At 61.0% G+C, this 12145-nt stretch carries 12 protein-coding genes; 2 read left to right on the forward strand and 10 right to left on the reverse strand.

What is annotated here, in order from left to right; genetic code table 11:
• Positions 1-79: 79 nt before the first annotated feature.
• The 10 genes from WBR57_RS06335 to WBR57_RS06380 form a co-directional block, all read right to left on the reverse strand.
• Entirely contained in the window at positions 80-925 is an 846-nt protein-coding gene (locus WBR57_RS06335; RefSeq protein WP_424083100.1) for a D-hexose-6-phosphate mutarotase, read from the reverse strand.
• A gap of 103 nt (positions 926-1028) precedes the next feature.
• Complete coding sequence (locus WBR57_RS06340) at positions 1029-2375, reverse strand: carbohydrate porin (protein ID WP_424083101.1); 1347 nt, start codon at positions 2373-2375, stop codon at positions 1029-1031.
• Between the two features lie 86 nt (positions 2376-2461).
• Positions 2462-3622, reverse strand: coding sequence for an ABC transporter ATP-binding protein (locus WBR57_RS06345; RefSeq protein WP_424083102.1), 1161 nt, complete (start codon positions 3620-3622; stop codon positions 2462-2464).
• A 2-nt stretch (positions 3623-3624) separates the two neighbouring features.
• Positions 3625-4470: a carbohydrate ABC transporter permease gene (locus WBR57_RS06350; protein WP_424083103.1), complete on the reverse strand. Its 846-nt coding sequence runs from the start codon at positions 4468-4470 to the stop codon at positions 3625-3627.
• Positions 4463-5371 (reverse strand): carbohydrate ABC transporter permease, encoded by a 909-nt coding sequence (locus WBR57_RS06355; protein WP_034115703.1) that lies wholly within the window; start codon positions 5369-5371, stop codon positions 4463-4465. The genes WBR57_RS06350 and WBR57_RS06355 overlap by 8 nt, the downstream gene beginning before the upstream one ends.
• 76 nt (positions 5372-5447) lie before the next feature.
• Positions 5448-6734, reverse strand: coding sequence for an ABC transporter substrate-binding protein (locus WBR57_RS06360; RefSeq protein WP_424083104.1), 1287 nt, complete (start codon positions 6732-6734; stop codon positions 5448-5450).
• A gap of 104 nt (positions 6735-6838) precedes the next feature.
• A complete protein-coding gene (locus WBR57_RS06365) occupies positions 6839-8098 on the reverse strand; it encodes an AGE family epimerase/isomerase (RefSeq protein WP_424083105.1) in 1260 nt (419 codons plus the stop codon).
• A gap of 172 nt (positions 8099-8270) precedes the next feature.
• Complete coding sequence (locus tag WBR57_RS06370; RefSeq protein WP_424083106.1) at positions 8271-9086, reverse strand: ATPase; 816 nt, start codon at positions 9084-9086, stop codon at positions 8271-8273.
• A gap of 127 nt (positions 9087-9213) precedes the next feature.
• Positions 9214-10212: an NAD-dependent epimerase/dehydratase family protein gene (locus tag WBR57_RS06375; RefSeq protein ID WP_424083107.1), complete on the reverse strand. Its 999-nt coding sequence runs from the start codon at positions 10210-10212 to the stop codon at positions 9214-9216.
• A 52-nt stretch (positions 10213-10264) separates the two neighbouring features.
• Complete coding sequence (locus tag WBR57_RS06380; RefSeq protein ID WP_424083108.1) at positions 10265-11158, reverse strand: LysR family transcriptional regulator ArgP; 894 nt, start codon at positions 11156-11158, stop codon at positions 10265-10267.
• 99 nt (positions 11159-11257) lie between these two features.
• Between WBR57_RS06380 and WBR57_RS06385 the strand changes: the two genes are divergently transcribed.
• Together WBR57_RS06385 and WBR57_RS06390 are read left to right on the forward strand one after the other, a co-directional pair.
• On the forward strand, positions 11258-11659 hold the full coding sequence (locus WBR57_RS06385) for an ACT domain-containing protein (protein WP_424083109.1): 402 nt from the start codon (positions 11258-11260) through the stop codon (positions 11657-11659).
• A 5-nt stretch (positions 11660-11664) separates the two neighbouring features.
• On the forward strand, positions 11665-12145 hold a 481-nt coding region (locus WBR57_RS06390; RefSeq protein WP_424083110.1), incomplete at its 3' end, for a LysE/ArgO family amino acid transporter.

Here is a 12145-nt window from a genome sequence, read left to right on the forward strand (position 1 = left end):
GGGCAAGCCCCCTCCCACAGTTGAAATACATTCCCCTGTGGGAGGGGGCTTGCCCCCGATAGGGCCCTCAGCCCCACCGCTAAACCCCAGCCCGCGCCTGCAAACTCAAATGCGCCCGCTCCCCCGGCGCCAGACTCGCCCCGGCCATCGCCGACTCCACGCACACGAACCCCGACGCTTCGTTGAAGCTGACACCGAGCAGCGGCCGGCTGCCTGGGTGCCACACCACGGTGTCGGCGCTGTCGCCAGTGTCGATGCACAGTTCGCGCTGCCAGGCGTGGTCCTTGAGGTGCAACTCACCCTCGTGCTGGAACACCCGCTGGCACCCGCCGTCCACCCGCAGTTCGCCTTCCTGCTGGCAAGCCTGGCGATTGAGCTGGTCATAACCTTGTGCGCCGTCGAGCCCAGACAGCGCTACCTCATCGACGTGACCAATACGCCAATAGGCGTGCAAAGCATGGCTCAGCTGGCACGGCAGCTCGTCCTGATGCTCGGTGCTCAGGCGCAACTCCAGGGTTTCGCCCAGGTGCGCGTGCAGGTCGACCTGCCAGTCGCACAGCTGTAATTGCCAGTGCAGGCGTACGCCGTCGTCGTCGGTGCTGCTGTCGATCAGCTTCCAGTCGATCAAGCGTGCCCAGCCGTGGGACGGCCACGCGTTTTCGCTGGGATGACGGCCATACCACGGCCAGCACACCGGTACGCCGCCACGGATGGCGCCGACTTGCGGCCACTTGGCCGCGCACCACAACCAGGGCTTTTGGCCACGCGGCTGAAAATGCAGCAGTTGTGCGCCCTGGCGGCTGAACACCGCCTGGCACAGCGGGTGGTCGATGACCAACACGTCGCGCATCTGAAAGCGCTCCCAGGCGAACACCGGTTGCTCGCGCAGGGATTTGAAAAAGCGTTGCAGCGGATGCTCATGCATGTGCCACGGTCCTGAAAATCATCACAGTGCTGCCCAAAAAAAAGCGGATAGCCATGGCTACCCGCAAAATGCGCACAGAGAGGAGGAGCTTATCGCAACAGCGTTAGAACGTAGACTGGATTTTCAAACCGGCTACGAACGCGTTGTCGACTTTATCCACGCCGCCAGGCTGCACGACGTATTGCAGGTTGGGACGCACGGTCAGCCAGTTGGTCACCTTGACGCCGTAGTTGAGTTCGATGTTGTACTCGGTTTCGCGGATAGGCGAGAACAGCGGGTTGTCGTAGTCGTTGACGCCGTTGGAAGCGTTGAGCAGCTCGGCGTTTTTCTTCACGTCATCGTTGACGTGCAAACGCGCCACACCAATACCGATGTCGTCTTTTGGACGCGCGTCGAATGGGCCCTTGTACACCAGCATCAGCGACTGGTAGTTGTCGACCAGGTTGGTTTCCTTGTCGTGGAAGGTGGCGTTGGCCGCGATGTTCAGGCCGCGCGACGAGTCGCCGTTGTGGCTGGTGAGTTGCTGTTGCGCAACGAACCAGTAGCCTTTTTTGCTGCTGCGGGTGCGGTAGTCCGCACCGGTGGTGGCAGCATCGTTGCCGTTGACGTCTTCACGAACGTCGGCGGCATCGGCGGCGCTTTTGTAGTAACCCACACGGTATTCGCCCGGCAGGCTGTTAACTTTCGGCGACCAGACCAATTCCACCGGAATCACGGTGCCCTTGGTGCCGCTGCCGCTGAGTTTGAAGCCGTTGCCGTGCTCCAGCTGCGAGGGGTTCTGGTTGTACGCACCGATCTGGGCATACAGCTCTGGTGTGATGTTGTACTTCACGCGGATGGCAGCCTGGCTGACTGGCCAGTTGTACCAGGTGTTTACATAGTTACCGACCTGGGAGCCGCAGAACGACAGGTTCTGGAAGTCGCACGGGAAGGTGTTGAAGTCTTCGCCTTCACCGAAGTAGCCGAGTTTCACGTCCAGCTTGTTGTCGAACATCTGGTGCTGGATCCAGAACTGGGTCAGACGCACCATGTGGCCACGGCCGTACACTTCCATGGACGAACTCAGCGTGCCGGCACGTGGGTCGCCGATGCGGTCATTGGAGATGTTCTGGCCATTACGGTTGGTCAGCTGGATCTTGGCCTGGGTGTTATCCCAGCCCCACAGCTTTTGCAGATCCAACGCCACGCCCAGGCCAAACTGGTCGGAGTAACGCCCGGTTTTGTCGTCGTTATAGCCGCCATGCAGGTTGGCGCCCATTTCCCCTACGTAGTCAGCCTTGATGTCGATACCTTGCTCGATCAGCTTGGTACGCTCACCGCCCCAGTCACCGGTCATCCACTTGGAATTGGCGCTGAATGCATCGTCTGCCATCGCATTGGCGGACAATACAAGGGCTGCAGCTGCTGACAGTTGGCAGATCAGCCGAGTGTTGTTGTGTTGCTTTTTCATCCCTACATCCTCGTCTTTATTGTTATTAAACTGTTTTTATCTAACGCGGTTTACTTTTTTTATCTAAAACAACAACTTATCTACATTCAGCGGCCTTTGAACTGGGCCACGTTGTCGGCGTGCGCCGTTTTCGGCAATGAAGCAGCAGTGCCAAGGCGCTCACCGGTTTTGGCGTCAAACAGCAACACCTTGGCCGGGTCGAATTGCAGTGTCAGGGTCTCGCCGACCTGTGGCGCCACGTCGGGCGCCAAGCGGCAGCAGACCTTGGTGTCATTGAGCTGCACAAACACCAGAGTGTCCGGGCCGGTCGGCTCGGTGACCTGGACTTCGGCACGAATGCTCGACGAGCCATTGCCCTCCCCCGCTGCCAGTCCGATTTGCTCCGGGCGCAGACCGAGGATCACGTCACGGTCTTCCAGGCCGGCGTCGTTCATGCTCAGCGGCAGCTCGCAACGGGCCTGGCCGCTGTCAAGCAGCGCCATCAGTTGGCCATCTTTGCGTTGCAGGCGCAAAGGTATGAAGTTCATGGGAGGTGAACCGATAAAGCTTGCCACAAATAGGTTAGCAGGGTCGTTGTAGATTTCTTTCGGCGTACCGAATTGTTGAATGATGCCGTCCTTCATCACCGCCACTTTGTCGCCCAGGGTCATCGCTTCGATCTGGTCGTGCGTGACATAAACCGTGGTGGTCTTGAGGCGCTGGTGCATCAGCTTCATTTCCGTGCGCATTTCGACGCGCAGCTTGGCGTCGAGGTTGGACAGCGGTTCGTCGAACAGGTAGATCTTCGGCCGACGCGCCAGGGCACGGCCCATGGCCACACGCTGTTGCTGGCCACCGGACAGCTGGCCAGGCTTGCGGTTGAGCAGGTGTTCGATCTGCAGCAGCTTGGCCACGCGTGCGACTTCAGTGTCGATGTCGGCCTGGGGCATCTTGCGGATCTTCAGGCCGAACTCGATGTTCTCGCGCACGCTCATGGTCGGGTACAGCGCGTAGGACTGGAACACCATGGCGATGTCGCGATCCTTGGGGCTCATGCCGCTGACGTCCTGGTCACCGATCATGATCGCGCCGCCGGTGATGGTTTCCAGGCCCGCGATGCAGTTCATCAGCGTGGATTTACCGCAGCCCGAAGGGCCGACCAGGATCAGGAATTCGCCTTCCTTGATCGACAGCTCGATGTTCTTCAGGGTGTCGGGCAGGCCGGCACCGTAGGTCTTGTTTACATTGCGAAGTTCAAGCGTAGCCATGATTACCCCTTGACCGCGCCGGCCGTGAGGCCGCGCACGAAATACTTGCCTGCGATCACATAGACCAGCAGGGTCGGCAGCCCGGCGATCATCGCCGCCGCCATATCTACGTTATATTCCTTGGCCCCGGTGCTGGTGTTGACCAGGTTGTTCAGCGCCACCGTGATGGGCTGCGAGTCGCCGCTGGAGAACACCACACCGAACAGGAAGTCGTTCCAGATCTGGGTGAATTGCCAGATCAGGCAGACCATGATGATCGGGGTCGACATCGGCAGAATGATCCGACGGAAGATGGTGAAGAACCCTGCACCGTCCAGGCGTGCGGCCTTCACCAGCGCATCTGGAATGCTGACGTAGTAGTTACGGAAGAAAAGCGTGGTAAACGCCAGCCCGTAGACCACGTGCACAAACACCAGGCCGGTGGTGGTGCTGGCCAGGCCCATCTTGCCGAGGGTGAACGACGCCGGCAGCAGCACGGTCTGGAACGGCAGGAAGCAGCCGAACAACAGCAAACCGAAGAACAGCTGCGAGCCTTTGAAACGCCAGAACGACAACACGTAGCCGTTCAATGCACCGATGGCGGTGGAGATCAGTACGGCCGGAACGGTGATCTTGATCGAGTTCCAGAAGTAACCGTCGACGGTGGCCCAGGCCTTGACCCAGCCGATGCCGCTGACCACGGTCGGCCAGCTCAGCAGGTTGCCGGTGCTGATGTCTTCCGGGGTCTTGAAGCTGGTCAGCAGCATCACCACCAGCGGCACCAGGTACAGCAATACCGCGAGGATCAGCACCGCATAGATCGCGACGCGACTCAGGCTGATCGGCGGTTTGTTAGCGAGACTAGTCATTACGCTTGGTCCTCAGCTCGGAGTAGAGGTAAGGCACGATGATCGCGAGGATCGCACCGAGCATCAGGATTGCACTGGCCGAGCCCATGCCCATCTGGCCACGGCTGAAGGTGAACGAGTACATGAACATCGCCGGCAAGTCGGACGAATAGCCCGGGCCGCCGGCGGTCATCGCCGCTACCAGGTCGAAACTCTTGATCGCAATGTGCGCCAGGATCATCACCGCACTGAAAAACACCGGGCGCAGGCTTGGCAGCACCACGCTCCAGTAGATGCGCGGCAGGCTTGCACCGTCGATCTGTGCGGCGCGGATGATCGACTGATCAACCCCACGCAGGCCGGCGAGGAACATCGCCATGATGAAACCCGAGGCTTGCCACACGGCGGCAATCACCAGACAGTACACAACGCGGTCCGGGTCGATCAGCCAGTCCAGGCGGAAACCTTCCCAACCCCAGTCACGCAGGAGTTTGTCCAGGCCCATGCCTGGGTTGAGCAGCCATTTCCAGGCGGTACCGGTGACGATCATCGAGAGCGCCATCGGGTACAGGTAAATGGTGCGGATAAAGCCTTCACGGCGGATTTTCTGGTCGAGGAAGATCGCCAGCGTCACGCCGATCACCAGGGTGATACCGATAAACATCCCGCCGAAAACCGCCAGGTTCTTGCTCGCTACCCACCAGCGGTCGTTGTCGAACAACCGCTCGTACTGCGCAAGACCCGCCCATTTGTAGCTCGGCAGGAACGTGGACGTGGTGAACGAAAGTACAAACGTCCACAGGATGTAGCCGTAGAAGCCCACCAACACGATGAACATGCTGGGCGCCAGCACCAGTTTCGGAAGCCAGCGCTGCAGTGCATCGAACGGCGAGGCTTTGCTGAACACAGCAACAGAACTCATGGGGAAATCCAATACAGGGAAAAAGGACTGCACACATCACTTTGCAGGAGCCGGCAAGCCGGCTCCTGCAAACACGTTACTTGGACGACTTGATCGCAGCGCCGAGTTTCTTGGCAGTGTCGGCCGGGTCGGCTTTCGGGTCGTTAAGGTAGTTGGTCACGACGTCAAAGAACGCACCTTGCACGGCCAGGTTGGTCGCCATGTTGTGCGCCATGCTTGGCTGCAGGCCGCCAGTCTTGGCGTCTGCCAGGAAGTCCTTGGCAGCGGTCTGGGCGCAGGAGTCGAAGCCGAGCTTGTCCATTTCATTGAGCATGTCGGTACGAACCGGGATCGAGCCCTTGTTGATGCTGAAGACTTTCTGGAAGTTTTCACCCAGCACGACTTTGGCGATGTCCTGCTGACCCGCCGCAGTGCCTTTGTCTTTCTGCTTGAACACCGCCAGGGAGTCGATGTTGTAGGTGAAGGCCTTGTCGGTGCCTGGGAAGGCTACGCACTCGTAGTCCTTGCCGGCGACTTTCTTGGCGGCGGTCCATTCGGACTTGGCCCAGTCGCCCATGATCTGCATGCCGGCCTTGCCGTTGATGACTTTACCGGCTTCGAGGTTCCAGTCCTGGCCTTTGCCGTCGACGTCCATGTAGGTCGCGACTTTCTTCAGCTCGGTCAGCGCCTTGACCATTTGCGGGCCGGTCAGCGCGTCGTTATCCAGGTCGACCAGGGCTTTCTTGTAACCGTCCGCCCCCATCACCGACAGCACCACGGCTTCGAATACGGTGCTGTCCTGCCAAGGCTGGCCACCGTGGGCGAGCGGAATGAAGCCCGCCGCTTTCAGCTTGTCGCCGGCTGCGTAGAATTCTTCGAGGGTGGTCGGGTTTTTGGTGATACCGGCTTTCTTGAAGACTTCCGGGTTGATCCACAGCCAGTTCACGCGGTGGATGTTGACCGGTACGGCGACGTAGTCACCGTCGTACTTCACGGTATCGGAGACTTTCTTGTCGAGCAGGGAGTCCCACTTTTCCTGCTTGGCGACGTCTTTCAATACGTCGGTGTCGAGCAGGCCGGTGGACGCCCATTCCTGGATGTCGGGGCCTTTGATCTGGGCGACGCCAGGTGGGTTACCGGCGACCGCGCGGCTTTTCAGCACGGTCATTGCAGTGGCACCGCCGCCACCTGCAACAGCGCCGTCTTTCCAGGTGAAGCCGTCTTTTTCGACTTGGGCCTTCAAGACATCTACAGCCGCTTTTTCACCGCCCGAGGTCCACCAATGCACAACTTCAACCGTCCCTTTCGAGTCGGCGGCAAATGCACTGAGGGGAAACAACGAGGCAACGGAAATAGCTACGGCGAGGCGATTAATCGCGTTCATCTGAATACCTTTTCTTGTTGTTATGCATGCAAGTCTAGAGCTTGCGCTGCACGGAGTTTAAACATGGATTTTTCAAACGCAGGTAACAAAGGGATGCACAAATGTCACCACTTGGTGACATAACGCCCAGCCCCGATTGCACTGGCCATGCTTGGCGCCAACGGCAGCGCAGGCAGCAATACCGCTTGCCAGGCATGGTACAGGTCCGGCTTGCCGCCCCAGATCTTGCTGCTGGGTTGGTTATGCGGGTTGAGTTCGTGGTGCCAGCTGCCGTGAATACGGTCGATAAAGTGAGCTTCGCAAAACTCCCAGAAGCGCCGGTACCAGGTTTCGTAATGCAACTCGCCCGTGCGTTTAAGCAAGGCCTGGGCAGCGGCGCTGGCTTCGGCGTGGGTCCAGTGCAGGCGCTCGCGCACCACCGGATGCTGGTTCCAGTCCAGGGTGTAGACGATGCCGGCGGCGCCATCCACGGACCAGGCGTATTCACAGGCGCTGGCGAACAGGCCCTTGGCGTCGGTCAGCAGCCAGTCCGGCGTGGCGAGCCCGGCTTGCAGGCGCGCGGCCTCCAGGTGCAGCACCAGCCGCGCCCACTCGAAACCGTGGCCGGGAGTGATGCCATAAGGGCGAAAGCCATCGGCGGGGTGGTCTTGGTTGTAACCGAGCAGGGGTTTCCAGTGCGCATCGAAATGCTCGATCACCATGAACTGGTTGCCGGCAGCGTGGCAGTGGATAACCCGCTCGACGATGCGCAGCGCGCGGTCCAGCCAGCGCGTCTCGCCGGTCACGTCCGCCAGCGCCAGGAAGGCTTCGGTGGCGTGCATGTTGCTGTTGGCGCCGCGATAGGCTTCGACGCCACTCCAGTCCTGGGCAAAGGATTCGAGCATGGCGCCCTCCTCCTCGCTCCAGAAAAACTGGTCGATGATATGCACCGCGTCGTTCAACAGGGTTTGCGCACCCGGTGCGCCGGCCACCACCGCGGAGCTTGCGGCCAGGGCGACAAAGGCGTGCAGATAGGCGGCCTTGCCGCGCTTGCCATCGACCGCATGCGGCGCGGCGAACCAGCCACCGTGTTCGCTATCGCGCAGCGGGCCACTCAAGGCCGCCACACCGTGCTCCACCAGCTCGGCGTAACCGGGCAATCCCATTGCATGTGCCATGGCAAAGCTGTGGGTCATGCGCGCGGTGTTCATGGTCTCGGCGTGGGCATCGGCCGGCAGTTGGCCTTTGTCGTCCAGGTTGCCAAAACCGTCCGGCAGCCGGGAGGCCTTGGCAAACGCCAGCAGGCGCTGGCCTTCGGCGGCGAGCCAGGTGTGATGGGCAGGAGCGTTCAGCCAACTACTGACGGGCAGTGGTTGCGTGGTCATGGGTGGCCCTTATTATTTTTTGTGGGGTGGCCGGAGTCTAAACAAGGCCGAGACAGGGGCATGTAACGAAGGCGATCGGAAATGTCACCAGGTGGTGACATTTGCTGCAGGCGATCCTGTTCAGCGCTTGGCCCCGCCCCCACATTTTCACCGGTTTACAAGCCACTGGCCCCTACGGGGTGCCGCGAGCCGGCGCGCTGAGTTGCTGACTCAAACTCTGCACCTGGCTCTGCAGGGTAGTGATGTTGCGGGTGGTCTGGATCCGGAACACGTCGAACTCTTTATTGGTCGGCGCGTCAGTGTTGGCCGGCTGGTTCTCCTGCGCGCTCTTGAGCACCACCAGGTCCTGTTCGATACGGGCGATGGCCGCGCTCGGATTGCCCTGCTTCTTCAAGGCCGCCACATCGGCGGACAGATCCTTGACGTCACCCTGGGCCGCCTTCAACGTCGCCACGGCGTCGGTCAGGGCCTGCACCTGGCCTTGCAGCTTGGCGTTGGCATTGGACAGCTCGGTGGTGCTGGCGGTCATCTGCGCCAGACGCTTGTCCAGCTCGGAGGCCTGGCCCGCCACGCCCACCTGCTGCTTGCTCTGCTCCAGCAACTGGGTTTCCAGCTGCTTGATCTGCAGTTTCAAGGCTTCGCTGCCGTTGTTCACATTGGCCTCGCTGGCCACCACCTTGCCGGAAATATCCTGCAGGCGGCCCGCCGCTTCTTCGCTGATGCGCGCAAAACTTTCCTGGGTGGCGACCAGTTGCTGGCCCATCAGGGAAATCTGCTGGAAGCTCCACCAGGCAAGGCCCGCGAAGGCGATCAGCAGTGCGCCGACCAAGGCCCACAGCGGGCCGGTGCTGGCGCTCTTGACCTTGACCACCGGTGGCGTGCGCGAGCGCATGGAGGTGGCGGGAGTCGGCTCGAAATCATCATCGTCCCCGAGGTTGGCCCGCAGGCTGGGAACGTTGTCAAAATCGTCATTAGCATCGTTACGCATGAATCAACCCTGAATCGGTGAAATGGCTACGTGTAAAGCCGAGCGACGGGAGTATAAACCCCGTTAGCGCCGCACTGATCGACCCGGAACCGCGGATTCGGTTCCCGAAGTGTTGCTGGGTGTGAGCTTACTTGAACCCCGGATCCTGGGCCTTCCACCAACTGCAGAACTCGTCGAGTGCGGTCCACAGGCTGACCTTGGGCTCGTAGTCCAGATAATGCCTGGCCCGGCTGATGTCGAGGGTGAAATCTTTGTTCATTAGCTGCATGCCCAGCCGCGACAAGGCCGGCTCCGGGCGCCCCGGCCACATCGCACAGAATGCCTCGTTCACTGCGGCCACGCTGTAGGACAAACCGTAGGACCGATACCGGGTGACTTGCGGCATGTCCATCTGGCGCATCACGTAGTTCACCACATCCCACACCGGCACCGGCGTGCCGTTGCTGATGTTGTAGGCCTTGCCCAGTGCCGAGCCGGTGGCGAGCAAGCTGCTGAGCAGTGCTTCGTTGAGGTTGTGCACGCTGGTGAAGTCGACTTTATTGAGGCCGTCGCCGACGATCGCCAGGCGGTGCTTGCGCTGCATTTTCAGCAGGCGCGGGAAGATGCTCATGTCACCGGCCCCCGTGACGAAGCGCGGGCGCAGGGCGACGACTTCAAGACCGAACTCCTGAGCGCCGAAGACCTTCTGTTCCGCCAGGTACTTGGTCGCCGCGTAGGGATGCTTGAAGCGCTTGGGCACTTGCTCCTCGGTGAGCCCGAGGTGATCGCGCCCATCGAAGTAGATCGATGGCGACGACAAGTGCACCAGCCGCCCGACGCGCTGCTTGAGGCAGGCTTCGACGACGTTCTCGGTGACCAGCACGTTGCCCTGGTGGAAGTCCTGATACTTGCCCCACAGCCCAACGGCGCCGGCGCAATGCACCACGGCTTCGACATCGCGGCACAGGTGGCGCACCAGGTCGGCATCATTCAAATCACCCTGGATAAACTCGGCGCCGCGCCTTACCAGGTGTTCCACACCTTCGGCGCGCCGCCCGTTGACCCGTACATCCAGGCCCTGCTCCAGGGCGAAACGCGCGAAGCGCCCGCCGATGAAGCCGCTTGCGCCGGTGACCAGAATTTTCATGTATTACCCCGTGCTCTTTCGTTTTTCATCGCTGTTGCCTTGACGCCCGCCATCACGCCAACGGCACCAACCATTGGCCACACGCCCGGGCCAGATGGTCGGTCAACAGGCTCAACAGTTGCCCGCCACTGCGCCAATGATGCCAGTACAACGGCACATCAATCGGCTTATCTGGCAATAACTCCACCAGCACGCCACGTTTCAGCTGGTCACGCACCTGCAATTCGGGCACCAGGCCCCAGCCGAGCCCGGCTTCCGTCAGGCGGATAAAGCCTTCGGACGACGGGCACAAATGGTGTTCGAAACCACCTTCCACGCCGAGCGAAGCCAGGTAGCGGTGCTGCAGGAAATCATCCGGGCCGAACACCAGCGCCGGCGTACGCGCCAACTGATCGGCGCGCACGCCCTCGGGAAAATGCCGCGCAATAAACGCCGGGCTGGCCAGCGCCCGATAGCGCATGGCACCGAGCAGCAGGCTGCGTGCGCCGGCCACCGGGCGCTCACTGGCGCAGATACAGGCCGCCACTTCACCGGCACGCATGCGCTTGAGGCCGACGGTCTGGTCTTCCACCACCAGGTCCAGCAGCACATGCTGCTCGGCACAAAAGCCGCTGACCGCCTCGGCCCACCAGGTGGCCAGGCTGTCGGCATTCAGCGCAATCCGCAGGCGTTCGGGCATGCCTTCTTCGTCGAGTGCCGGCACCAGGCTTTGCAGGTCGCGCTCCAGCAGCCGCACCTGTTGCACGTGATTCAGCAGGCGGCGCCCGACATCAGTAGGCGACGGCGGCGTGGCCCGCACCAGCACCGGCTGGCCGATGCGCGCCTCGAGCAGCTTGATGCGCTGGGAAATCGCCGATTGCGACAACCCCAGCACCTGCGCGCCGCGCTCGAAGCCGGCCTGTTCCACCACCGCCGCGAGGGCGGAAAGCAATTTATAGTCGAACATCAGTTTCTCTAATGAGAGATCAGCAATATTGGTTTTTCTTATACAGCTTGCACCATGAGAATAGCCAACATCGCTTCTCTCTTTATAAGGAAACCTCACATGGCTGGCGAAACCGCCCTGGTAACCCTGCTGCGCAGCATGAGCCCGCACCTCAATGACGGTGACTACGTGTTTTGCACCCTGCCCGACAACCGCATCCCGGCGGGTTGCGAAGTGATCGGCAGCTTTCACGAGCAGGAAGGGCTGACATTGATCGTCGAGCGCCAACAAGCAGAACAGGCCGGGCTGGCCTACGACTACGTCGCCGCGTGGATCACCCTCAATGTGCATTCAGCCCTGCAAGCCGTGGGCCTGACCGCCGCCTTTGCCAGCGCACTTGGCAAGGCCGGGATCAGTTGCAACGTGATTGCCGGTTATTACCACGACCACCTGTTTGTCGGCCGCGCGGACGCCGAGCGTGCCATGGATGTATTGCGCCAATTGGCGGCAGACGCGGAGTAAACCCTATGTGGCAAAGCTATGTGAACGGGCTGCTGGTCGCCCTCGGCCTGATCATGGCGATCGGCACGCAAAACGCCTTTGTATTGGCGCAAAGCCTGCGTCGTGAGCATCATTTGCCGGTGGCGGCACTTTGCATCGTGTGTGATGCAATTCTGGTGGCCGCCGGCGTATTCGGCCTGGCCACGGTGCTCGCGCAAAGTCCACTGTTACTGGCGGTTGCCCGCTGGGGTGGCGCGGCGTTCCTGTTGTGGTACGGCACTTTGGCGTTACGTCGGGCGTTTTCAAAACAGAGCCTGGAACAAGGCGCAAACCTCAAGGTGCGTTCACTGCGCGCCGTGTTACTCAGCGCCCTGGCGGTCACGCTGCTCAACCCGCATGTGTACCTGGACACCGTGCTGCTGATCGGCTCACTGGGTGCGCAGCAAACCGAGCCCGGCGCGTACGTGGCGGGCGCGGCCAGCGCTTCGTTCCTGTGGTTCGCTACAC

It is taken from the genome of Pseudomonas sp. (assembly GCF_049590575.1).
GTDB lineage: Bacteria > Pseudomonadota > Gammaproteobacteria > Pseudomonadales > Pseudomonadaceae > Aquipseudomonas.